The sequence below is a fragment of the Paraflavitalea sp. CAU 1676 genome (genome assembly GCF_029223285.1).
In the GTDB taxonomy this organism is placed as follows: Bacteria; Bacteroidota; Bacteroidia; order Chitinophagales; family Chitinophagaceae; genus Paraflavitalea.
The window spans coordinates 236505-260719 of sequence record NZ_JARHUJ010000008.1 but is presented as its reverse complement, the minus strand read 5'-3'; the positions used below and the strand labels follow the sequence as shown (position 1 = coordinate 260719).

Below are 24215 nucleotides of genomic sequence, written 5' to 3'. Positions count from 1 at the left end.
AACGTACTATTACTAACCTAAATATGCTTTCAACGCGTTGCTGTAGCGTGCTTTTTGTAAGCGTTTGATGGCTCTTTCCTTGATCTGGCGGATACGCTCTTTGGTAAGATCGTATTTCTGACCGATCTGCTCGATAGTAACGCCGTTTTCGCCGTCGAGGCCGAAGTAAGCGTTCACGATCTCTGCTTCGCGGGGGCTGAGCGATTTCAGCACGCGGCGGATCTCGTTACGGAGCGAATCTTTCATTACATCATCATCGGTGTCATCACCACCTTCGAGGAGGTCGCCCATGGCCACATCTTCTGCTTCGTGCACAGGTGCATCGAGGGAAGTGTGACGGGTATTGCTCTGGAATATATTGTTGATCTCTGTTTCGCTCATTTCCAACAGCTCGGCCAGCTCTTCGGTGCTGGGCTCACGCTCATGCTCCTGTTCGAAGGCCATATAAGCCTTGTTGGCTTTATTATAAGTACCGATCTTATTTTGGGGCAGACGTACGAGACGACCTTGTTCGGCCAAAGCCTGCAGGATCGACTGACGAATCCACCATACTGCGTAAGAGATGAATTTAAAACCTTTGGTTTCGTCGAAACGCTGGGCGGCCTTGATCAGACCGAGGTTACCCTCGTTGATCAAATCGCTGAGGGACAAGCCCTGGTGTTGGTATTGCTTGGCTACTGATACTACGAAACGAAGGTTCGCCTGCACTAACTTATCCAATGCTTTCTGATCTCCCATCTTGATCCGCTGGGCCAGTACAGTCTCCTCTTCGGGAGTGATCATCGGAATTTTTGAGATTTCCTGCAGATATTTCTCTACTGCCTGCGAGTCGCGATTAGTTATCTGGGTAGCAATTTTGAGCTGTCTCATATCAAATTTCTAGGTAATAAAATGACTGTTTCAGGGCAGGGTACAGTATCAACAATGAATAGACTGAGAAAGTTCAGGGCAGGTTGCAAATCAACTGCAAATGAGCTGTTAATGTGTCCGATCCGTCCAGAACCGTCTGCAAAAATAACACGCAATCCCGACATCTCATAGCTCCTGTGGATAAAATCGAAGCTGCTGCGGGCATATTGCGGGCCGAATGTTCCTCCAAACCTGTCAATGAAAAGCCGTCCAATTGGCTGTAAGCTGCACTCCTACTACTATTGACGATGTAACCATCAAATACCTGTGGTGGTTTACCCTTTCTAAAAAAAATTGTGAATTAGGGCAAAAATATTTTGTAACTAAGAAAATAGTTATAGATTTGAGATACAACTAAAAAACTAGTTATGAAAGTACTTACCAAGGCCGAAGAACAAGTGATGCTGGTGGTGTGGGAACTGGAACAGGGCTTTTTGAAGGATATCATGGAGCAGATTCCGGAGCCCAGGCCCCATTCGAATACGGTGGCCACGATCTTAAAGATATTGGTAGAGAAAGAGTTTGTGACCTACGAAGTGCAGGGCAGGAACAATCTATACAAACCATTGATTTCCAAATCAGATTACGGCAACAAAAGCGTCAAGCAGCTGGTGAAGGGGTATTTTGAGGGGTCGCCGGCCAAGCTGGTTTCGCAGTTCGTAAGTGATAACCAACTGAGCCAGGAAGAACTGGAAAATCTCCTTAAACTCATCAAGGACGCCCAAAACAAATAATCATGACCCTCCTATCCTATTTCGGCAAAATGGTGTTGTGCTCGGGGGTTTTGCTTGGTTATTACTGGCTTTTCCTCCGCAACCAGCGTTTTCACCAGTACAACCGGTTTTACCTGCTGGGCATCCTGTTGCTGTCGCTCCTGGTGCCTTTGTGCACGCTTCCCATCCTTTTCGATACGGCCGATCAAGCCCAATTCACGGCCTACCGGGTTGTGGAGGCTATGACCCTGGCACCTGCGGGTTCGGCCGGAGAAATACTTCCCGCAGTGGTAACGCCCGCAGTGGTAACGAAAACAGCCCCTGTGTTTACCTGGCCCCGTGTTGCCGGAGTTTTCTATGCTGCAGGCGTACTTTGGCTTGCACTGGCTTTTATCCGGGCCCTGATCCAGCTATCGCGGCTAAAGCGCAGGTATCCGGTGGTACGATCGGGAGACATCCGCCTATACCAGACAGACGCTCCCGGTACTCCTTTCTCTTTTTTCAAGTCGGTTTTCTGGAACAGCAATATTGACCTCGACTCAGCTGCGGGTAAAAGGATCTTCCGCCATGAGCTTTACCATGTAAGGCAATATCACGCGCTCGATGCCATTGCGATAGAGCTGGTGCTTATTGCTTGCTGGTTCAACCCTTTCTTTTGGATCCTGAAGAAGGAATTGACCACCATCCACGAGTTCCTGGCCGATCGCCACGCGACCAGTGACGGCGATGCGAAAAGTTATGCCGAGCTACTGGTGCTGCAGGCTGCTGCAGCCAGCCATCATTCCCTGCCCCGTTATTTTTCCACCACACCTATAAAACGTCGTATTACCATGATCTTATCATCCAACCCAACCAAATACGGCTATGTGAGCCGTATCATGGCCCTTCCGGTTTTCCTGGTGCTTGCCGGTACCATTGCTGTGCAAGCTCAAAAAAGCACCCGACAAATTGCCCGGAACAGCTCGAAGGCATCCAAACAAACTACCCCTAGCGGTATTTACCCGGTTCCTGATAATTACACCTGGCCTCATACGCCTGAGCCGCCGGGTAATGCTGCCAGGAATTCGCTGGGTAAAAAGCCGGTTGATCCGGCGCGCAATGGTATGGAGCCTAATCTTGAGCTGGTAAGACAACTAAAACTCTCTATCGTTAACATGCAACAGGTAAAGGAAAAAATGGGTGCCCCCGGCCAGAAGGTGCTTTCTTCCGATGAGAGCGTATGGGTTTATGTAGGGGGCGGCAAGCAACTCCGCATCCAGTTCAACAAGGAAACCGATGTCATAGAAGCTTTTTACTATGCTCAGCAGGGTAAGCCGTCCAAACAGGCATTTACTTACGAGCGTGTGAAAGAGATCCGGGATAATGTTACCTCCCGCGAGGAGATTGTGACGCAATTCGGTAAACCAACTAATATGTACGTTACCAGTGACCGGGAAACCTGGGAATACGAGGCGCCCCATAAACATTTCGCAGTTGACTTCCATATTTCCGGCGAGCAGAAAGACCTGGTGAGCAAATTCAGGTACGCAGAGAATAGTCCGGAGTTCAAATAATCAAGCCACCATCACCTTGCAAATCTGAGTTATGAGTATCGTGTTGTACTGTTTGAAAGTGACGCTTTGTTCGGGTATCCTTTTCGGATATTACCACCTGTTCCTGCGCAACAAGCGGTTTCACCATTATAACCGGTTTTATCTGCTGGCCTGCCTGGTATTATCTATTGTGGTGCCGTTGTTCAGGATCCCGGTATTTGAAGATGCGGGGATGATGAACCAGGTAGCTTACCAGACCATGAAGGCCGTTACCTTCCAGGCGCCTGCTGGGGAAGCTGCTGTCGTGGAAACGACGGCTGCTGATTACTTCACCGTTGCGAACTTGCTATGGCTGCTGTATGCCGCCGGTGTTTGTTTTCTGTTGTGGGGAGTGATACGGGGGCTTTTGTACATCCGCCATATTTCGAGGCAGTACCCCTATGAACCGATGCAGCGCATGCGATTTTACCAAACCCATGAGCCCGGAACTCCGTTTTCTTTCTTCCGTTCCATTTACTGGAACGAGGCGCTCAACTTCAACAGCGAGGAAGGTCAGCAAATATTCCGCCACGAATTATTCCATGTACAGCAGCGGCATACGGTGGATACCCTATTGGCTGAAGCTGTCACTATCCTGGGTTGGTTTAACCCGTTCTTTCACCTTATCCGGAAAGAACTGAAAGCGATCCATGAGTTTTTGGCGGATCAATATGCCATCTCCAACAGCAACCGGTACCAGTATGCAGAGTTGTTGGTGCAGCAGGTGATGTCGTCACGGGCTGCGGATCTCACTTCTCCTTTTTTCCAAAACCAATTAAAGCGTCGCATTGCCATGATCACACAACTCAATCAATCGTCGTACGGCTATTGGAGCCGCGTTATGATATTGCCTGTTTCCATTATCCTGTTCTTCTCCGTAACACTGCATGCCCAGGAGAAGGCGGCCGATAAGGCTGTTCAGCATGCACAGGCTGCAGAACTATCTGTACCGGTAGCAGACACGGTGCCCCTAAAGATTTTGAAAGAACAATTGTTTCAGTTGAAGCAAAAGACAGTCATGGACCGGGCTGCTCAGCAGCAGCTGGAAGCCAACGAAAAAGAGCAATTGCTCAAGACCATCAAAACACAACTGGAAAAGGCCCAGCTGGAGCAAAAGCTCTTCTATCAGGAATCACAATCGGGTTTTCAAAAATTGTCGCCCCTTAAAGAAAAGGTGGTCAAAGAACAATTGATCAAAAAAATACAGGAGTATCAGGAATTAGCCACGAAACAACAACAGCTTAGTTTCTTTTACAATCAATCACAGCTAAAAGGCAGTGAGCTGGAGGTCGTGAAAAAGAAGCAAGAAATACTGATAGAGTCGTTGAAGCGCCAGGAGCTCAAACCCAATGATCCGGTGGCAGCGGCTACGAGACAGGAACTGATCAAACTGAAACAGCAGGAGCAGTTGATCATGGACACTGCGCTGCTGAGCAAGTACTATGACAACTACAACAAGTTCTATGATAACTACAAGTGGAGTGCGGAAAAAGAGGCTGACCAGTTGCAGTTGCTGAAGAATACGCTCAAAGCACAGAACGATGAACAACAGGCCTACAAAAAACAGCTGCTGGACCTCGTTCAAAAGAAGGCTTCCGAACTGAACCAACAAGAAAAGGTGATCCTTGAAAAGATCTATCAAAACCAGCAGTCTGCCGGCGCCTATCAGCAGTCGCTCCTTGCCCTGAAACTGCAACAAGCTGCCAAACAGGATAGCACGAGCATTAAACTGATCAGGTATTTCAACCGGAGTTTCCGGTACCCACAGGACATGATCGATAACGATGGGGAAGGTTCTATCTGGTTTTCGTTTGTACTGGATGCATCCGGCAAGCTGTCGGATTTTGAACTATATGAATCAGCGCCAGCTCAGGCTGCCGGCCAGGTTCAGGAAATTGTGATCGTAGGTTATGCTTCCAAAGCTACGTCCAAAACGTTGACGACCGAGGATAAGTCGGGCCTGATGAAGACAGAGGTGCGGCGTATTGCAGAAAAAGGTAATGGTATCAGTGGAAATGTGGCACCTGGACGTTACTATTTTAAGGCCACTTTCAGGCTTGACAGGCCAAACCCACCAGTGCCTACCACCACCAGTGCGCCAGCAAAACAAGAAACAGACCGCTTTGCTGTGAAGCTGTACGAAATACCTCAAAAACCTGGTGGCCTTCCAGTTCTGAAAAATATGTCCGGAGCAAATTTCAGTCTTCCTAAACTCCAGGAAAAAAAGGGATCTCCTTCAAAGTTGTAATCCTATCGTTATTGTTCGCTAATTCGATCGAACTGTATCGTTTCCGATCAGGATAGTCATGTTTATTATTTTAATAAGTAGTGATTTTCAACCACTAACATACTGGCACAGGTGTTGACTATTGGAAGATACTTTTCGCAGTAGATTTTTTATAGCTTTTCTATACGCAAGTTAACGTAGTTAACTACGGGGCAGGTTTTCACTTGCCCCTCATTGTATTATTGTTGCCAGTAACCTGAGTAGTACAAACTTTAAAAAGAACTGGCAGCGCTGCTACACTAACCGTTGCGGTCCGTGCAGCAAGGCTGCCAGTAAATATAATGCGGCCGGCGGGTGTTAGAACACGATCTCCTGTCCGGCTGTTTTTATAATCAGTTCTTTCTTAGTGCCAGCTTCTACCCTACCTACGATCTTCGCTTCGATGCCCAGCGCTTCTGATTCTTTGATCATGGCTGCAGCAGCCTTTTCGGTAGTGAACACTTCGAGTCGATGACCCATGTTGAATACCTGGTACATTTCACGCAGGTCGCTGCCCGAGGCCTTTTGAATGATCTGGAAGATCACCGGAGGCTCGAACAGGTTGTCCTTTATGATGCGAAAGTCACCGGGCAGGTACTTCAGGCATTTGGTTTGGCCACCGCCACTGCAATGGATGAGGCCATGGATATCATCAAATTGCTTTTCGAACAATTGCTTGAGCAAGGGCGCATAGGTGCGGGTGGGGCTTAACAGCAGGTGTCCCACATCGAGTGTGGTGCCTGCGATCTTATCGGTCATGCGGTGTGGCCCGATATACACCACTTCATCGCTCAGTGAGTTCTCGTATGACTCTTTGTATTGCTGTGCATAGAACTTACTCAAAACATCGTGCCGGGCACTGGTGAGTCCGTTGCTACCGAGGCCACTATTGTATTCGGTTTCGTATTTGGCCTGTCCGGCGCTGGCGAACCCCACAATCACATCACCGGGCTGTATCTTCTCGTTGGTAACAAGTTTATCCTTGGGCCAGCGGGCGGTCATGGTTCCATTGACAGCGATGGTGCGTACCACATCACCTACATCGGCCGTTTCGCCGCCGAGGAAATGGATATTTACGCCGTATTGTTTCAGCTCATCAAATATCTGTTGGGTGCCGTTGATGATCACTTCCAGCACTTCGCCCGGCACCAGTTTCTTGTTGCGGTCGATGGTGGAAGAAAACAGCAGGTTATCGTGGATGCCTACGCAGAGCAGGTCATCGAGGTTCATCACAATGGCGTCCTGGGCGATGCCTTTCCAAACGCTGATGTCGCCGGTCTCTTTCCAATACAGGTAGGCCAGGATGCTTTTGGTGCCCGCGCCATCGGCGTGCATGAGGTTGACGAAATTGGCGTCGCCGGTCAGGTAATCGGGATAGATCTTACAAAACGCAAAGGGGTATAAGCCCTTGTCCAGTTTCTCGGTAGCCTTGTGAACTTCTTCTTTCTGAGCGGAAACGCCCCGCTGGGAATATAAACTCATGGCGCAAAACTACTATTTAGCCTTCGAAATACATTATCCATTAAGCCTTAACCTATTGACTATTTTTTCACAATCAGGGAGTTATACCGGGATCAGGCGGGCATTGACTGCCGGGGACTTCGTTGCTGGTTGCAGGGGCATTCCCAAATGCCTGAATCTCAAACTTCTGACTTCGCCCGCCATAATGTATTTTCGCACCGCATTTATGAAAGTTTACTATTCTACAGCGGGGATCCCTGCCTTCAAGCGGGCGGTACTCACGATTGGGACATTTGACGGGGTGCACCTGGGTCACCGCCAGATCCTGGAGCAACTAAAGCAAGAAGCGGCCCGGATCGACGGGGAAACGGTTATTATCACTTTCCATCCGCATCCCCGAAAGGTTGTTTCGGCCGATCAGCCGGCCTTCCACCTGCTCAATACCATCGAGGAGCGGATCGAACTGTTTGACCGCAATGGGATCGACCACCTGGTGATCGTTCCCTTTACCCCCGAATTCTCCCAACAAACGCCTGAAGCTTATATAGAACATTTCTTAATTGAGAAATTTCACCCGCATACCATCATCATTGGTTACGATCACCGCTTTGGCCAGGGCCGTACCGGCAATTACAAGCTCCTGGAAGACTGCTGCGAGCGCCTGGGCTTTAAGCTGATGGAGATATCTCCCCATGTGATCGACGAAAACACGGTAAGCTCTACACGCATACGACATGCTTTGCTCGAGAGCCAGGTTGACCAGGCCAATAGCTTACTGGGGTATGATTATTTCTTTGAAGGCACTGTTGTGACCGGTAACCAACTGGGTCGCGAACTGGGCTACCCAACGGCCAATATACGAGTGGAGAACGCTGAAAAGCTGGTGCCTGGCAATGGTATCTATGTTGTGGAGGCGGCCCTCTTCGATGCGCCGACTGCTTCTCCGGCTGGCAGCCCTTCTTCGATCGCTACTGATACGCCCTTGCTGAAAGGCATGATGAGTATTGGCATCAGACCCACTATTGCCGATAACCGCCGCACCATCGAGGTGAACCTGTTCGACTTCAATAAAGACATTTACGGGCGTACTTTGCGGGTATATGTAAAGCATTACCTGCGGCCGGAAGTAAAGTTTGAAGGACTGGAGCCATTGATGGCCCAGCTTGCACAGGACAAGCTGGATTCCCTGCGCTTCTTTGGTCTTTAACTCATCATTTTAGCCACCATTTCTTTGAGCAACGACCCATCGGCCGTGCCGGCGTCGCCTATACCTATGCTTTTGAGGTTGTATTGATGCAATAGCAGGAGGGCGCTTTCCGTACCCTGGTACCCGTAGTTCTTAGCCGTGAGCACATAATCTTTCACGAACCAGGCGTTGACGCCAATGTTGAGGGCTATCGTTTTATCGTCTTTGGCCGACTGGCCGAATATCATATACGTTTTGCTGAACAGGTTATACAGCGAAGGCAATACCAGTTGGATGGGTGCCGCCTTGGGATTTGCCTCGAAGTATTGAATGATCTTCATGGCCTTGGCGAGGTCGCGGGCTGCCACGGCGCTCTGGAGTTCGAATGGGTTGTACTCCTTACTGACACCTACATATCGCTCGATATCATCTTCGGTGATGTTCTTGCGCTGTGCAAGATTTACGAGTATCTTGTCGATCTCGTTATTGATGCGGCTAAGATCGTTGCCGATATGATCTACCAGTAACAGCAATGCTTTCTGAGAAATGGTATATCCCTTGGATTGTACGAGTTCGTTGGTCCAGTCGGGCAACTGATTTTCGTACATTTTCTTGGTGGTGAGCATCTCGCCCTTTTCTTTCAGGGTTTTGGCCAGCTTGCTGCGGCCATCCACTTTCTTTTCCTTGTAGGAGACTACAAAGATGGTCGACTTCAGGGGGTTGTCTATATAGGGCTCCAGCTTATCGATATCGCGCATCTGCTGTGCTTCTTTCAATAGTACTACCTGCTTATCGGAAAACATGGGATAACGGCGGCATGCGTTGATGACATCGGGCCAGTTGGCATCTTTTCCGTAAAATATAGTGAGGTTGAAGCCGGCTTCGGCTTCCGTGAGGATATGATGTTCGGCGTAATTAACGACCTTGTCTATAAAGTAATCTTCTTCTCCTTCGAGCCAGTAAATGGGTTTGAATTGCTTCTTTTTCCAATCAGATAATATTTTTTCCGCAGACATGGGACGTTCTATAGTTAAAATTGGTGCAATATTACACCAAAAAAAGGCTTGCTAAAGGCTCAAATATACACCGCTAAAACACAATAGAATAAGGGGTTTCAACGTTTTGGGCGGTGCCATGCACCCCCCTCCGGGAAATTCTGGCATGGTTTTGGACTAACCCTCTAACGAAAGCTAAATGATAGGGTTTAGCACCCAAATTTTAAACTTTTGAAAACACATATTAATTATGAGCACAACCAATTATCCATCAGCCAGTCCCCAAAATCAACCGCCTAAGAAAGATTCTAAAAATCTTATCATCGGTTTATTAGCCGTTGGTATCCTGGGTACCTGGGGTTATTTCCTGTGGGACAAGAACAAATCTGACCAACAGATCACATCTCTGCAAACGCAATATGTTGCAGTAGACTCTTCCAAGAATGAATTACAGAAGAGTTTTGATGCAGCTGTTATCCGCCTCGATTCTCTGACCGGTTACAACAATGAACTGGAAGGCAAGTTGAGCGAGCGCAACAGCGAAATCTCCAAGCTCAAGAATAACATTGCAGCCAAGCTGAAAAAAGAAAGACTCACTGAAAGAGAGAAGAAAGAGCTGGCAGGACAGATCACTGAACTGAACTCAAAGATCGCCAACCTCGAACAGGAAGTTGCCCGTTTGACTCAGGAAAATCAAGTGCTGACCACTGAGAAAACAGCTTTGACTGCTGACAAGGAAAAGCTCACTACCGACCTGGCAACTACGAATACTGCCAAGCAAGAGCTGGAAAAGAAAGTAGACGTTGCTTCTACCTTCAATGCAACTAACATCAACATCACTCCTATCGATGAAAGAAGTGGTGGTAAAGAAAAAGTAACCACTACCGCAAAACGCGTTGACAAGCTGGTTATCTCTTTCGATGTTGACAACCGCATTGCTCAATCAGCTAACACTGAAGTTTATGTTTCTGTAACTGATCCCGAAGGAAAGCCTGTAACTGTTGAGGCCCTGGGTTCCGGTACCTTCACTACCCGTGAAGAAGGCGACAAGTTCTACACCTTCAAAATGCCTGTTAACTACGAAGCCGGCAAGAAGAGCCATGTAGAATATCCCTGGAAACAAAACAGCGGTTTCAAGAAAGGTAATTACAAGATCGAAGTTTATCACAATGGTTTCAAGATCGGCGAAAGCGTTCGTGAACTGAAAAAAGGTGGCATCTTCGGATAATATTTCTCTATAGGATATTTAGTAAAAGCGCCCCGGCAAATTGCCGGGGCGCTTTTTTTATTGTCCCCAGGGAAACCGTTTCAACTGCACAACTTTCTGCATCACTCCATCGGATAGGCATTTCATTCACGTTGCTTTCTCCTTACCAGTTTCAATATGTAGTTTGGGTGTTAAACCGCCTATTCATGTCTGATCTAATCATGTCGAAAATAAACAGGTGCAGAAACAAACTCAGCCAGCTGAAGGCTGCCTACGACAGTAGCGGCAAGAAGAACAGGTATTCGAGAGTAATTGACAGCGACGGTCTGAAAGTAAGTGTCCCCTATCATCCCTATGAATTAAACCCTTGCATGACAGAGGAAGAAATTAACTCTTTCGAGCAAAACTGCGGGATCCTTCTACCGTCCGAATTCCGTTTATCCCTGCTTCATCTTGGAAATGGCGGCGGACTGTTTTGGGACGAGTTGGTGCCAGGTGATTTCTATAAAGATGAATTTGATGAAACAGATTTCTTATTACTGGACACTGAATGGCCCTATGATACAGTTTTGAAAATCAGTGGTGAATACGCCAACCAGGTTTACAGTGTTTATACGCAGGGCAACGAGGAAGATATTTTATTGGCCAACTCTTTTTTGAAATGGCTGGAAGGAGAATTGGATGAGCAACTGGGAAACCCTACTACATTTTTTGATGATGAGAAAGAGTCGGGTGAAGATGGTGATTTAGACGTCAACCAACCACAGCGTATCGGTGTCAATGCAGCCCAAAACGAGGATCCGGCTATAGAAAAACTTGTCGGTGAATTTGCGTCCATTTATTTGTATGACAAAAAGAAAAAGGCAATTATCATCAGCCAGGTAAAAGAACTGGTTATCCATCGGCTTATTACTGAACAGCGATATATGTCATTGATGGATGGAGCGTTTACCAATCATTTGCACGAGATGCAGGCTTTCATAGGCGAGCGGGCATTGGAGCTTCACCAGGATGAGAAGATCAAACTGTCGCCTCATCAACTCGTACAATTGATGGAGTTAACAGGACTGGGGTACATGAACTTAGGCGATCACCGGGCCATTGAGCTATTCGAGAAAAGTATTGGTCTCAGTGGCAACACCTTCCATTTCGCCAATATCGCCAATACGCTTTTAAAACTGGCGAGGTTTGATGAAGCCAGGCTTTATATAGATAAAGCGCCACCAACGTTTTATACGCTGCACATAAAAGGCAGTCTTTTTACCGCCACAGGCGATGACGACGCTGCAATCCGTTGCTTTGAGGCTGGTATTGCGTCTTATGATGCCTATGCCCCTAATTATGAAGGGTTAGGGGACATCTATGCAGCAAAGAAGCAGTATGAAAAAGCAATTGGCCACTACAGGAATGCCATCAATAAATGCCATAATACAAGCGATTCCACCTTCCTGAAACTTGCTAAAATATATGCGCTCATACAAGATACAGACGGTTGCTTAAAAGTATTAGGCAAACTGTTGAAAATGGAGGCTATTGATAACTTACCACCTATTGAAGCCGATCCTGCATTTGAAATGATCGTTCAATCTGACGAATACAAAAAACTAGCGAGCAAAAAACAACGCGCCAGATAAGACCAATAGTTCTACAGTAATGCCCTGATGGCTGCGCGGCCGATGTGTACCACTCTCGAGGTACCGGGTTTGCGGCCTTCGTACTGAATATTGATCTCAAGGCTATTGGAGAGGCGCTTGGTGAGGTCGAGGTTCCAGAGATAGTTTTTGCCCGGTAACAACCCATCGAGTATGATATAGGCCGCTGGTGAGCTTGTATTGGCCGATGGATCCTGTGTACTGTAAGTAATGTTGTTATAGGTAAAGCGGCCGAGTATCGACGTGCTTTGAAGGATATTGTATTTCACTTCCGAACTGATGGCATTGGATTCGGAGTGCTCCAGGCCTCCAATCTGGTTTTCCTTATTGGTAAACTTATATCCTACCATTGCCCGGAAATTGGCTCCCTTGGTGAAGGTAAGCCGGGGCTCGATGGCATAGAGGTCGATCTTATAATTGCGGTTATCGAATTTGGGGTTCGAACTGGCCAGTTCATTGATGCCTGATTTACCACTTAGCTCGAGCATAAACAAACGGGTGATATTCCAACGCCCGCGCAGGTTCCATTCATCCACATTGCGGCTTTCATACCCATAGGTCAGTAATGACTTATTGCTGTTGCGCGAATTGTTGATATCCAGACCCCACTTAGGGCTGAAGCGGTTGTAGGAAAAGGTATTGATGAATATGGAATTGAGGGTAATGAGCGAGGTATCGTTCAGCGGCGATTTGAAGGGATTGAATTGAACGAGGCCTTTGGCCAGCTCCTTCTTGTTAAGTTGTAATGATGACTGCAGATTTACATTGGCCAGCAGCTTCATAAATTTCTTTGCGGCAGACATATTGATCACCGACCTTGGATTGAGCCCTACCGTATAATTGAAGGTGTTGTAATTGGCCTTTACAAACTGGTTGGTCGGTGTGAAGATGCGGATATACTTGGCCTGGTCCTGAAACAGGGCTACTTCAAACTCGTTGAGCTGCTGTACGCCATCGTTATTATAGTCGATCCAGGTGAACTCGCCCTGCCCCGCCGGTACTTCGAGATAGGCGAAATCGCGCTTCTGCTCCTGCCCTGCTCCTACTTCGTACAGCACGTTACCGGTTACCAATCCGCCCCATTCGTTCACCAGGTACTCGGCCCTTCCCAGCAGGCTATTGTCGGCTTTTTGGGTGGTTACCTTTTCATTGAGTATGGTGAGGGTTCTATAGGTTCCATTAAAGCGGAACTGGTGTCGTTCGTTCTTCAGGAGTTCGGTAAATACGTTGATATTATGGCTGCGGTCGGAGGTGGCGAGTTCCCTGCCCAGCGGGTAGGCGTTCGTACGGGTGAAATAGATCACCCCCCAACGATTGGGTTTGGCGACATCGGACTTGATGGAGGCCTGGAAGTTCTCGAACGAAAAGCTTTGAACCGCGACGGTATCGGTCAATTTATTTCGCACCTCGTTGTGTTCGATAGAGTAATTGAATCCGAGCGTATAGTTCTTCAGCGCCGGGAATTGACGCGAGATATCGATCGTTGGTCGAAAGAAGAAACCTTTATCGTTCGTAGCGTTCATGTTGGAGTACATGAACACATTGTTCAATTTCCAGCCTTTGATGTTTTGAAAATGCGAGATGGTATTGCGGATGCCGGTAAAGCTGCTGCCGCGGGTATAGCGGGTAAACTGGTATTTCAGCGAGGTGCCACGTGCATCCTGCAACTGAGTGCCACCGGTGACGATGGCTTCGTCTTCGGGCGTTACCTGTAAAGGCAATCCCCAATCGCGGGTAAACTCCACATTGCGCAAGCGCTCCAGGGGCTTGAACTTTGCTTCCACATATTCCAGTCCGCCTTCGGTGATCAACTGCAAGCCAGCCCGCGATGATTTGAAAGGGAGCGTATTCTTCAATTGAATTTTACCTGCATAACCTTTGTCGTTGCCTTTATCGATCGAAGAAAAAGTATTGACATCGTAATTGCTCATGGCCACTTCGGTGTTCACCACGGTATTCTTCGTGATGTTGTAGTCGATACCCAGGCTTACGAGCTGCTGCTTTTTGGGCGTTACCAGCAATACGGCGGGTTCATACTGGCCCTGCGCTTTGCCGTCGACAGGTTCCACCCAACGGTACACTTTTCCGTTGGCGCCATTGAGATCGGGCAGGTAATTACCGTTGCCGGGGCCCACATCGATAAATGACAGGCTATAACGGGCGCTATCGGGATGGGTACTGTATACGTAGATCGAGTCGCGGGCGGGGGCGCCTGTCCAGGTGGTATCGATCTTTTTATACAGGATCTTACCAGCTGCGAATGTGTCGATGGCGGCGGTAGGGTAAAATGCCCGGTTGATGCTATCGCCGATTCCATTGAGGAAGAGCTTTTGCCGGGGATCGAGCGACTGGTTAATGGGTGAGCTCTTGGCATCGGCATTGTTGAAAAAGCCTACACGTAACGTGGCCTTTTGGCCAAACTTCACTTCATCGGTGAGGTAGATATTCGAGTTGAGGTAGTTACGGTCGGCGTATTCGAACTCGACCTGGATACGCCGGTCTTTGGTGATCATCCTTTTGGGGGTGAAGGTGATCTCGGCGGTATTGTAGTTGATGACATAATCCTGGTCTTCGCCGCGCTGCAATAACTCGCCATCGATGAATACACGCTCGGTATTGGCCAATACTACAAAGAAGAACTCGCTATTGGCGCCCTGCAGGCGGTAGGGTCCCTGGTTGCCCTCCTGGCCATTGAATACGTTGCGGGTAAACTTACCCTTTGCAATAGAGCCGCTCACCAGCAGGTTGTTGCTGATGGTGGGACTGATGGCTGATGTGGTCTCGAAGGAGATACCCTGGAGGCGCTTATAGAAGTTGAGGAAATAGCTTTGCGATTGGCGGATATCGATATCGCCCAGGCTGAGTGCCCAGTTCTTCTTTTTGAACTGGAGGAAGATCCGGTCAAATTCGTTGAGCTCCTGGGTAGTGCCATCCGGCTGTATAGGTATGTTGTTGTCGGTGATGGCGGCTACGATCTCGATGCTATCGGCCAGGAAGCCATTCAACTGCAGGTTGAGGTTGGAGGTAACCACTGCGTCCTGGCTATTACCAAAGGAGATGGCCCTGCCGAAGCTACCATTGTAGTTGATGTTGCCGAAATTGAAGAAGCCTTCCGATTGAGATACGCCGGCATAATTGGGCACAAAGGGCTGCCCGATAAAATTGTTCATGATGCTGTCGTAGGGCATCCTGTTCAGCACGGCATCGAGCCGGCGCGGAAAGACCCGGTAATAGACAACGAGGGTATCGAGTGCAGGTTTGGCTTTCCAGGTGAGTGCTGCTTTTACATAGTCGATGGTATACAGGCTATCGGGTACGCCGGGTATGGACAATGTTTTTGGAATGATGGAGAGGCTGTCGAGCTGTACGAAGGTTTGATGGGCATAGACCGTCTTTTTGCGCAGGTTGGACAATGGCTGACCTGTCCGCGGGGCCTGCGCGAATGCCGGCTGCAGCAGTATTGGTAGGCTCAACAAAGCAAGTATCAGGATCCTCCCGATCAACAATGTGCGATTTCGTTTTTCTGAATTCCTTCGCAGAAGTGGAGGCTCCCTAAGGCTTCCCGAAGGCTATGGTTTCTTAGCCAACTGATTTACATCCTTTTGCATCGATCAGCAGGGCGTTGGATTATAGCGTTTAAAATTAGGATTTTATTGCCTTCCGGAGGGGCTTTTATGGCTTCGCTAAGGGTATTCGGGAAGGAAAGCGTGGGAAACTGAGATGGCGGGGCAGCGATCGGAAGATCCAGGTTGTCATGCTCCTATCACCCTATACCGCTATCAAATGAAACAATGCGTTCTCTATTGCCTGCTGCTAACCGTATTGGCCAGCTGTTCCCAAATGGCCATCTATCAAAGTCCGGTCCATACTAATTCCAGCACTTATAAGACCATTCCGCTGCAAAACGAGGGGATTGCCAGTGCGAGTTATGCAGGGTTGCATATATCGGCAGGCAACGCCAACCACCGCGGTCACGATTACACGCTGAATCTTAGCGGCACCTATCACCGGAGCCACAATTTTGAAGGTTTTCAGGCCACCTATGGTGCCAACTTTATGCTGGGTAATTACCGGGTGAGGCGCTTCTCACCCGACTCATCGACAAGCCGCTATGATGGTCTTGGTTTCGACCCTGCTTTTATCAATGACCACACCGGTAATAAGTTCTTTGGCGCCTGGGGTATTAACGGCAGCTTCAATGCAGTGATGAAAACCGATATCGGAGAATGGCGGATATTGGGTACTGAATTATCGTACACCAATGAGTTTGGCAATTACCTTAATTTCCGGCGAAAACTTCCTGTCTACTACGCAAACAGCGTCGATCCGCACAACCAATACTTTACCTACGGATTTTTTACCGAGCTGGTGAATACCGTAGGAGATGGAAATACCATGGGCTTCAAACTGGCCTGGACCAACGCTGCCACAAAGGTTACTACACTCGAAAGGGATGGATCTGGCAGACCCTACCATGAATTTACGCCCCGTTTTTTATCGGCCACCGCACAAGTAACCTTACACAAGATGACGATGTATGGACAAGCGAACTTTGGCTCTTATGCTTCCTCCCTGCAAGGGGGTGTGCTCTTGCGGCTGGGCAGCACAAAAAAGGCCGGCAAAGCTGCCGGCCTGTAATGATTTATCGTTTATTGCTTACGCTACTTTCAGCTTGCGGGCCTGCTTTTCTTCGAGGTATTCGTCGAAGGTCATGAGCTTATCGAGCACGCCGTTCGGTGTCAACTCGATAATGCGGTTGGCCACCGTTTGCAGGAAGGTATGGTCATGAGAGGTGATCAATACGATTCCCTTGAAGTTCTCCATGCTTTCGTTGAATGCCTGGATCGATTCCAGATCGAGGTGGTTGGTAGGCTCATCGAGGATCACCACATTGGGGTCCTGGAGCATCATCCGGCTGATCATACAACGCACTTTTTCACCACCACTCAGCACCGAAGTCTTCTTCATGATCTCATCGCCGCTGAACAGCATCTTACCCAGGAACCCACGCAGGAATGGCTCATCTACGTCGGTTACGTGCCCGGGCACGTATTGACGCAACCAATCCATGAGGTTGAAGCTTCCGGTAAAGAATTCGGAGTTGTCGTTGGGCAGGTATGCCTTCGATACGGTTGTTCCCCACTCAAACTTTCCTTTATCGGCTTTCTGGTTGCCATTGATGATCTCAAAGAAGGCAGTTACCGCCATCTGGTCATCGGCCACGATCGCGATCTTGTCGCCTTTATTCACGGTGAAGCTGGCATTGCCAAACAATACACGGCCATCGATGGTCTTAGCACCTAACTGCTCTACGTTCAATATCTGGTTACCCACTTCACGCAGTTGCTTGAAGATAATGCCGGGGTATTTACGGTTAGAAGCTGTGATATCTTCGATAACCAGTTTTTCGAGGGCCTTCTTACGCGAGGTTGCTTGTTTAGACTTGGATGCGTTGGCACTGAAACGGGCGATAAAGTCCATGAGGTCCTTACGCTTCTCTTCCATCTTCTTGTTCTTGTCGCCTTGCTGACGGGCTGCCAGCTGGCTACTTTCGTACCAGAAGGTATAGTTACCGGTGTAGATCTTGATCTTTTGACGGTCTACGTCGGCTACGTGCGTACAAACTGTATCGAGGAAGTGACGGTCGTGCGATACTACGATCACGACGTTCTCGTATTCTGCCAGGAAGTTTTCGAGCCAGGAGATGGTTACTACGTCGAGGTTGTTGGTAGGCTCATCGAGGATGAGGATATCGGGGTTACCGAAAAGTGCCTGCGCCAACAGTACACGTACTTTCATAGCACCGCTGATGTCTTTCATCAGCGTTTGGTGGGTCTCTTCTGCTACACCGAGTTCGCTGAGCAGGGTGGCGGCATCACTTTCGGCGGTATAGCCTCCCATTTCACCAAACTCACCTTCGAGCTCACCGGCACGGATGCCATCTTCTTCTGTGAAATCGGCTTTGGCGTAGATCGCATCTCTCTCATGCATTACTTTCCACAACTTGGTGTGGCCCATCATCACGGTGTTAAGCACCGTAACCTCGTCGAACTCGAAATGGTTTTGCTGGAGCACAGCCATACGCTCGCCGGGCGTAATATCGACCGTTCCCTTGTTGGGTTCGATCTCGCCGGAGAGTATCTTCAGAAATGTGGACTTACCGGCTCCATTGGCGCCAATAACTCCATAGCAATTGCCTTTTGTGAAGGACAGGTTTACCTCATCAAACAAAACGCGCTTGCCAAAAGAGAGTGTTACGTTATTTACCGATATCATATTCTTGACTGAATTTCAGGGCGCAAAGGTACGATAAAATAAGTTCCCGATAAGCGATTTCAGGTCTCTTTCGGGTCCGGCGGACGCGGCCGAACAATGCGCTTCAGCATACTGAGAATCAGCCCGGTACGAATGGATCAAAAAGAATGGTGGCGGGCCTTGCGGTCCGCCACGCTTTATCGATCTGTTTTAAACTTCCGTTGTCGCCGTTTTTGGGGCAAGCCGCCTATTCCACTTTGCCTTCCAGCGCCAGGTAGAATGCGTAGCGCAGGGCTATATCCTTCAGGTAATCGAACCGGCCGGAGGCGCCGCCATGGCCTGCTTCCATGTTGATCTTAAAAAGCAGCACGTTGTTGTCGGTGCGCAACTCGCGTATCCGGGCTACCCATTTGGCCGGCTCGAAGTATTGCACCTGCGAATCGTGCAAGCCTGTAGTAACCAGCAGGTTGGGATATGCCCTCTTTTCTACGTTATCGTAAGGCGAGTAGGATTTGATGTAGAAATACTCCGCACTATCGGCCGGATTGCCCCACTCTTCGTATTCGCCGGTGGTGAGGGGGATGGTGGGGTCGCTCATGGTGGTGATGACATCGACAAATGGTACGTCGGCCACTACGCCGCGCCAGAGATCGGGCCGCAGGTTGGTGATGGCGCCCATTAGCAAGCCACCCGCACTGCCTCCATTGGCATAGAGGTGTTCCTTGACTGTGTATTTTTCCTTGATCAGGAACTCTGCACAATCGATGAAATCGAAGAAGGTATTCTTCTTTTTGAAGAGGTGTCCGTCGTCGTACCACTGGCGGCCCAGTTCCTGTCCGCCGCGTACGTGTGCGATGGCATAAATGAACCCACGATCGAGCAGACTGACCACGTTGCTGTTGAAGCCCGGACTGGTGCTGGATCCATAAGAACCGTAGGCATAGAGCAGCAAGGGATTGCTGCCATCTTTGTTCATTCCCTTTTTATACACCAGCGATACGGGCACTTTTGCGCCGTCGCGCGCTGTGGCCCATACTCTCTCCGATGCATACTCCTCTTTCTTGAATCCACCCAGTACTTCGGTTTGCTTTTTAAGCTCCCTTTGTTGCGTGTCCATATTGAAATCGTATATGGAGCTGGGGGTGGTCATCGATGCATAGGCAAAGCGAAGGACATTCGTATTGTACTCAGGATTTACGTTTACGAAGGAGGTGTACACGGCTTCATCGTAAGGGATGTAATAGTCCTTTTTATCTTTTTGGTTGATGACCCTGATCTGGTTCAGTGCGTCTTTTACCTCGCCCAATACCAGGTGATCTTTGAACACCGTGATGGATGAGATGTATACATCTTTGCGATGCGGTATCACTTCTTTCCAGTTCTCCTTGGTGGTTTTGCCTTCGGGGGTTTCCATCAGGCGGAAATTAGGCGCATCCCAATCGGTGAGCACATAGAACTTATCGTTAAAATGCTCCACCGAATATTGCAGGTTTTCCTGGCGGGGCTGGAACACTGTAAAATTGCCTGTGGGATTGGCTGCTTCGAGCAAACGGTACTCGGACGATACCTGGTTCATATCGGACACGATGCCGACATACTTCTTCGATTTGCTGCGGAACACGCCGATGTAGAACCGATTGTCCTTTTCTTCATATACCAATACATCCTGTTTAGGATCGGTACCGAGCACGTGGCGCCATACCTGGTAGCCCAGAAGGGTGGTTATGTCTTTCTTGATGTAAAAGAAGGTCTTGTTGTCTGCGGCCCAGGCAAGATCACCTCCCTCTACGTTGGGAATGTTTTCGGGATACACTTCACCTGTTACCAGGTTCTTGAAGCGCAGGCCATAGAGGCGGCGGCTTACAGAATCGACGGTGAAGGCCAGCAGTTCGTTGTTGTCACTTACTGCCCTGCCGCCTACGGAATAATATTTGAACCCTTCGGCCATCCTGTTCTGGTCGAGCATGATCTCTTCGGGCGCTTCGAGTGTTTCCTTTTTGCGGCAGAATATAGGGTACTGTTTGCCCTCTTCGAAACGGGTATAATACCAGTAGCCGTTGTTCTTGAAAGGAAGCGATTCATCTTTCTCCTTGATGCGGCCCTTCATTTCGGCAAACAGTTTTTCCTGCAGCGCTTTGGTGCCACTCATCATGGTATCGAGGTACGCGTTCTCGGCTTTCAGGTAGTCGAGTACTTTGGTGTTTTCGCGTTCATTGAGCCAGTAGTATTCGTCTTTACGAACATCTCCATGTGCTGTAAATTCTTTGGAATTCTTCGCGGCTACCGGAGGCTTGATGCCTTCGGGCCATTGGTACGATTGCATAGTTGTTGAACTTTGATTACAGGCTGTGCAGATTACAGCCATGAGATATAGCCATTGATTTTTCATGCAGCAGTTATTTGTACTGAATGTACTCATTACTAAGGCAGGTTGTACTACCTTTTGTGTAATGCGGCAAAATTCAGGGAAAATGGGTAGCTGCCGGGTTTGATTTTAGTCAGCTTCGGCGAGCAGACCCTGTACATCGAGGTGCTCCGTGACCATTAGCAGATTGCCCTGGGCATCGAGCGGCCATTGGTCGTGCGGTTTATCCCAATACAGTTCTACGCCATTGCCATCCGGATCGTCCAGGTATATAGCTTCCGATACGCCATGATCTGACATACCCGTGAGCGGATACTTTGCGTCGACCAATCTTTTGAGGATGTTGGCGAGGTCTTTACGCGTGGGGTATAGTATGGCGGTATGGAAGAGACCGGCCGTATTACGGGGTGCGGGCGGGCCGTTTTTGCTGTACCAGGTATTGAGCCCGATGTGGTGGTGGTAGCCACCGGCAGAAATAAAGACTGCCTGAGTGCCATATCGTTGCATGATCTCAAAGCCCAGGATGCCCTGGTAGAAGGCGAGTGAACGGTCGAGGTCGGCCACCTTAAGGTGTACGTGGCCGATGCGTGTATGCTGAGGTACTTTGTATTCCATTAGCTAAAATAACAATATTGGGGTTGGAAAGTTGGGGGGGGAAGCAAGGCAATCGCGACATGCGTCGGGACAACAGGCCAATGATGGGGCAAACACTTTGATGGCACAAAAAAACCGGCCAGGTGGCCGGTTTAACGAACTGTATTGGACGATCTATTTGTCGACTGTAAATCCGGCTCTCAGGTATTCGCTGTTGAGACGGGCGATGTTGCTGATGGAGATCTCTTTGGGGCAAACTGCTTCGCAGGCACCGGTATTGGTACATCCGCCAAAGCCTTCTTTGTCCATCTGAGCGATCATATTCAGTGCACGATCCTTGCGCTCGGGATCACCCTGGGGCAGCAACGCGAGGTGGCTCACTTTCGCTGAAACGAAGAGCATGGCCGAGCTGTTCTTGCAGGAAGCTACGCAGGCTCCGCAACCGATACAGGCGGCATTGGCGAACGCGAGATCAGCCTTATCCTTTTCGATAGGTATAGCATTAGCATCAACGGGGTTACCGGTATTTATGGAGATATAACCGCCGGCCTGGATGATACGGTCGAACGCTGTACGGTCTACCATGAGGTCTTTGATAACCGGGAAAGCCTGTGCTCTCCAAGGTTCTACGACGATGGTATCGCCGTCTTTGTATGCCCGCATGTGGAGCTGGCAGGTTGTGTTGGCTTGCCAGGGGCCGTGGGGGCGGCCGTCGATGTACATGGAGCAGGCTCCGCAGATACCTTCCCGGCAATCATGGTCAAAAGTGATGGGGTCTTTTCCGTCGCGGATCAGTTCTTCATTCAATACGTCGAACATTTCGAGGAAAGACATTTCCGAAGAGATATTCTTTACCTGGTAGGTTTCAAATTGTCCCCTGTCATCTTTATTCTTTTGTCTCCAGACCTTGAGGGTCAGATTCATATTGTAATGCTCCATAGTATATTATTAAATGCCGGGTATGATTGTCTTTTGTTTCTGTTATTTGTAAGAACGTTGGGAAGGTTTTACCACTTCAAATTCCAGTGTTTCCTTGTGGAGTTCCCAGCTGCTGTCGCTTTTGAATTCCCAGGCGGCTACATACTGGAAGTTGTTGTCGTCGCGCATGGCTTCGCCTTCTTCGGTTTGTGACTCTTCACGGAAGTGACCACCACAGCTTTCCCTGCGGTTGAGGGCATCCTTACACATGAGTTCACCCAGTTCGATAAAGTCGGCTACGCGGTTGGCTTTGTCCAGCTCGGGGTTCATTTCCAATACGCCACCAGGTATACGTACATCGCTCCAGAATTCTTTCTTTAGTTGTTGTATCTCAACGATCGCTTCCTGCAGGCCTTTTTCGTTACGGGCCATGCCGCATTTATCCCACATGATCTTTCCGAGGCGCTTGTGGAAGCTTTCAACGGTTTGTTTTCCTTTGATTCCCATCAATCTTTCGATGCGGGCCCTTACTTCTTTCTCCGCTGCTTCGAAGGCAGGATCGGTGGTTGGGATGGGCTTGGTGCGGATATCATCGGCCAGGTAGTTACCAATGGTGTAAGGAATTACGAAGTATCCATCTGCCAGGCCCTGCATCAGTGCAGAGGCGCCGAGGCGGTTGGCTCCGTGATCGCTGAAGTTGGCTTCACCGAGGCAATAGAGACCAGGCACGGTTGTCATCAGCTCATAATCGACCCAAAGACCGCCCATGGTATAGTGTACCGCGGGGTATATGCGCATCGGCACTTCGTAAGGGTTTTCGCCGGTGATCTTTTCGTACATATCGAAGAGGTTACCGTATTTCGCCTTTACTACTGCCACCCCCTGTTTGCGGATGGTTTCTGCATCGGGATTGTTGATGCCGAGTTTGCGGCATTCGATCTTTCCATAACGTTGGATGGCATCGGCATAGTCGAGGTACACCGCCTGTTTGGAAGTACCTACGCCAAAACCGGCATCGCAACGTTCCTTGGCTGCCCGGGATGCCACGTCGCGGGGTACCAGGTTACCGAAGGCGGGATATCTTCTTTCGAGGTAATAGTCTCTTTCTTCTTCGGGGATCTCGCTGGCTTTGCGGGCATCGCCTTGTTTTTTAGGCACCCAGATGCGACCGTCGTTCCGTAAGCTCTCGGACATGAGGGTGAGCTTCGACTGGTGATCGCCGCTAACGGGGATGCAGGTGGGGTGGATCTGCGTGTAGCAGGGGTTGCCGAAGTAGGCTCCTTTTACGTGTGCTTTCCAGGCCGCGGTTACGTTGCTACCCATCGCATTGGTAGAGAGGTAGAATACGTTGCCATAACCACCGGTGCAAAGTAATACGGCGTGACCGAAGTGACGCTCGAGCTCGCCGGTAACCAGGTTACGGGCAATGATGCCGCGGGCCTTTCCGTCGATCTTTACAATATCCAGCATTTCGTGGCGGGAATATTGTATTACGTTACCCAGCGCTATCTGGCGCTCGAGGGCCTGGTAGGCACCTATCAATAACTGCTGACCGGTTTGGCCGGCCGCATAAAATGTTCTTTGTACCTGTGTGCCACCGAATGAACGGTTGCTGAGCAGGCCACCATATTCACGGGCAAAGGGTACACCCTGCGCCACGCACTGGTCGATGATGTTGGCACTCACTTCGGCGAGGCGGTGTACGTTGCCTTCGCGGGCACGGTAGTCGCCACCTTTTACCGTATCGTAAAACAACCGGAACACGGAGTCACCATCGTTCTGATAGTTCTTGGCGGCATTAATACCACCCTGAGCGGCTATGGAGTGCGCCCTGCGGGGAGAATCCTGGAAGCAGAAGGTCTTTACCTTATACCCCAGTTCGCCCAGTGCCGCCGCTGCAGAAGCTCCAGCCAACCCTGTTCCGATAATAATGATCTCGATATGACGCTTATTCGCCGGGTTTACCAGCTTGCAATGGCCTTTATAATCTGTCCACTTGTTTTCTAAAGGACCTGCTGGAATTCTTGAGTTCAACATATAACCAGTTTATGGTTTTTTGTTTGTAGTTATGTGTGTTGCGCCGGGTGTACTACAACATCGGCGCTGTCGCTATTGTTGTGGTG

At 49.2% G+C, this 24215-nt stretch carries 16 protein-coding genes; 7 read left to right on the top strand and 9 right to left on the bottom strand.

The window, feature by feature from the left end:
* Positions 1–12: 12 nt before the first annotated feature.
* Positions 13–870: an RNA polymerase sigma factor RpoD/SigA gene (locus tag P2H89_RS25905; RefSeq protein ID WP_014217201.1), complete on the bottom strand. Its 858-nt coding sequence runs from the start codon at positions 868–870 to the stop codon at positions 13–15.
* A 407-nt stretch (positions 871–1277) separates the two neighbouring features.
* Here P2H89_RS25905 and P2H89_RS25900 point away from each other — a divergent pair, with 407 nt between their 5' ends.
* From P2H89_RS25900 to P2H89_RS25890, 3 genes are read left to right on the top strand one after another with little or no spacing between them, the layout of a single operon-like run.
* Positions 1278–1643, top strand: a complete 366-nt coding sequence (locus tag P2H89_RS25900) for a BlaI/MecI/CopY family transcriptional regulator (RefSeq protein ID WP_275832532.1) — start codon at positions 1278–1280, stop codon at positions 1641–1643.
* A 2-nt stretch (positions 1644–1645) separates the two neighbouring features.
* Positions 1646–3175, top strand: coding sequence for a M56 family metallopeptidase (locus P2H89_RS25895; protein ID WP_275832530.1), 1530 nt, complete (start codon positions 1646–1648; stop codon positions 3173–3175).
* A gap of 31 nt (positions 3176–3206) precedes the next feature.
* A complete protein-coding gene (locus P2H89_RS25890; RefSeq protein WP_275832528.1) occupies positions 3207–5441 on the top strand; it encodes a M56 family metallopeptidase in 2235 nt (744 codons plus the stop codon).
* 336 nt (positions 5442–5777) lie between these two features.
* On the opposite strand, the gene P2H89_RS25885 is transcribed toward P2H89_RS25890, so the two are convergent.
* Positions 5778–6941, bottom strand: a complete 1164-nt coding sequence (locus P2H89_RS25885) for an AIR synthase-related protein (protein ID WP_275832526.1) — start codon at positions 6939–6941, stop codon at positions 5778–5780.
* A gap of 205 nt (positions 6942–7146) precedes the next feature.
* Between P2H89_RS25885 and P2H89_RS25880 the strand changes: the two genes are divergently transcribed.
* The gene (locus P2H89_RS25880; RefSeq protein WP_275832524.1) at positions 7147–8127 is read left to right on the top strand and encodes a bifunctional riboflavin kinase/FAD synthetase; all 981 of its coding nucleotides are present in this window, start codon (positions 7147–7149) and stop codon (positions 8125–8127) included.
* Here the strand turns inward: P2H89_RS25880 and holA are convergent.
* The gene (holA, locus tag P2H89_RS25875) at positions 8124–9122 is read right to left on the bottom strand and encodes a DNA polymerase III subunit delta (protein WP_275832522.1); all 999 of its coding nucleotides are present in this window, start codon (positions 9120–9122) and stop codon (positions 8124–8126) included. The genes P2H89_RS25880 and holA overlap by 4 nt on opposite strands.
* Before the next feature lie 229 nt (positions 9123–9351).
* Between holA and P2H89_RS25870 the strand changes: the two genes are divergently transcribed.
* The gene (locus tag P2H89_RS25870; protein WP_275832519.1) at positions 9352–10329 is read left to right on the top strand and encodes a hypothetical protein; all 978 of its coding nucleotides are present in this window, start codon (positions 9352–9354) and stop codon (positions 10327–10329) included.
* 185 nt (positions 10330–10514) lie between these two features.
* Positions 10515–11942 carry a hypothetical protein gene (locus tag P2H89_RS25865; protein ID WP_275832517.1) on the top strand — a complete coding sequence of 476 codons (1428 nt, stop codon included), beginning with the start codon at positions 10515–10517 and terminating at the stop codon, positions 11940–11942.
* A gap of 11 nt (positions 11943–11953) precedes the next feature.
* On the opposite strand, the gene P2H89_RS25860 is transcribed toward P2H89_RS25865, so the two are convergent.
* The gene (locus tag P2H89_RS25860; protein WP_275832515.1) at positions 11954–15433 is read right to left on the bottom strand and encodes a hypothetical protein; all 3480 of its coding nucleotides are present in this window, start codon (positions 15431–15433) and stop codon (positions 11954–11956) included.
* 310 nt (positions 15434–15743) lie between these two features.
* Between P2H89_RS25860 and P2H89_RS25855 the strand changes: the two genes are divergently transcribed.
* Positions 15744–16598 (top strand): hypothetical protein, encoded by an 855-nt coding sequence (locus P2H89_RS25855; protein ID WP_275832513.1) that lies wholly within the window; start codon positions 15744–15746, stop codon positions 16596–16598.
* An 18-nt stretch (positions 16599–16616) separates the two neighbouring features.
* Here the strand turns inward: P2H89_RS25855 and P2H89_RS25850 are convergent, their stop codons facing one another.
* The 5 genes from P2H89_RS25850 to P2H89_RS25830 form a co-directional block, all read right to left on the bottom strand.
* Complete coding sequence (locus P2H89_RS25850; RefSeq protein ID WP_275832511.1) at positions 16617–18236, bottom strand: ATP-binding cassette domain-containing protein; 1620 nt, start codon at positions 18234–18236, stop codon at positions 16617–16619.
* A 226-nt stretch (positions 18237–18462) separates the two neighbouring features.
* The gene (locus P2H89_RS25845) at positions 18463–20538 is read right to left on the bottom strand and encodes a S9 family peptidase (protein WP_275832509.1); all 2076 of its coding nucleotides are present in this window, start codon (positions 20536–20538) and stop codon (positions 18463–18465) included.
* Positions 20539–20709: 171 nt separating this feature from the next.
* On the bottom strand, positions 20710–21195 hold the full coding sequence (locus P2H89_RS25840) for a VOC family protein (RefSeq protein WP_275832507.1): 486 nt from the start codon (positions 21193–21195) through the stop codon (positions 20710–20712).
* Between the two features lie 153 nt (positions 21196–21348).
* Complete coding sequence (locus tag P2H89_RS25835; protein WP_275832505.1) at positions 21349–22113, bottom strand: succinate dehydrogenase/fumarate reductase iron-sulfur subunit; 765 nt, start codon at positions 22111–22113, stop codon at positions 21349–21351.
* 42 nt (positions 22114–22155) lie between these two features.
* Entirely contained in the window at positions 22156–24129 is a 1974-nt protein-coding gene (locus tag P2H89_RS25830; protein WP_275832503.1) for a fumarate reductase/succinate dehydrogenase flavoprotein subunit, read from the bottom strand.
* Positions 24130–24215 lie beyond the last annotated feature (86 nt).

Excerpts from the sequence above, each read along its gene's own strand:
- P2H89_RS25840 (WP_275832507.1), bottom strand. The coding sequence starts at position 21,195 with ATGGAATACAAAGTACCTCAGCATACACGCATCGGCCACGTACACCTT.
- P2H89_RS25830 (WP_275832503.1), bottom strand. The coding sequence starts at position 24,129 with ATGTTGAACTCAAGAATTCCAGCAGGTCCTTTAGAAAACAAGTGGACA.
- P2H89_RS25850 (WP_275832511.1), bottom strand. The coding sequence starts at position 18,236 with ATGATATCGGTAAATAACGTAACACTCTCTTTTGGCAAGCGCGTTTTG.
- P2H89_RS25890 (WP_275832528.1), top strand. The coding sequence starts at position 3,207 with ATGAGTATCGTGTTGTACTGTTTGAAAGTGACGCTTTGTTCGGGTATC.
- P2H89_RS25855 (WP_275832513.1), top strand. The coding sequence starts at position 15,744 with ATGAAACAATGCGTTCTCTATTGCCTGCTGCTAACCGTATTGGCCAGC.
- P2H89_RS25870 (WP_275832519.1), top strand. The coding sequence starts at position 9,352 with ATGAGCACAACCAATTATCCATCAGCCAGTCCCCAAAATCAACCGCCT.
- P2H89_RS25895 (WP_275832530.1), top strand. The coding sequence starts at position 1,646 with ATGACCCTCCTATCCTATTTCGGCAAAATGGTGTTGTGCTCGGGGGTT.
- P2H89_RS25865 (WP_275832517.1), top strand. The coding sequence starts at position 10,515 with ATGTCTGATCTAATCATGTCGAAAATAAACAGGTGCAGAAACAAACTC.
- P2H89_RS25900 (WP_275832532.1), top strand. The coding sequence starts at position 1,278 with ATGAAAGTACTTACCAAGGCCGAAGAACAAGTGATGCTGGTGGTGTGG.
- P2H89_RS25885 (WP_275832526.1), bottom strand. The coding sequence starts at position 6,941 with ATGAGTTTATATTCCCAGCGGGGCGTTTCCGCTCAGAAAGAAGAAGTT.
- holA (WP_275832522.1), bottom strand. The coding sequence starts at position 9,122 with ATGTCTGCGGAAAAAATATTATCTGATTGGAAAAAGAAGCAATTCAAA.
- P2H89_RS25905 (WP_014217201.1), bottom strand. The coding sequence starts at position 870 with ATGAGACAGCTCAAAATTGCTACCCAGATAACTAATCGCGACTCGCAG.
- P2H89_RS25845 (WP_275832509.1), bottom strand. The coding sequence starts at position 20,538 with ATGCAATCGTACCAATGGCCCGAAGGCATCAAGCCTCCGGTAGCCGCG.
- P2H89_RS25835 (WP_275832505.1), bottom strand. The coding sequence starts at position 22,113 with ATGGAGCATTACAATATGAATCTGACCCTCAAGGTCTGGAGACAAAAG.
- P2H89_RS25880 (WP_275832524.1), top strand. The coding sequence starts at position 7,147 with ATGAAAGTTTACTATTCTACAGCGGGGATCCCTGCCTTCAAGCGGGCG.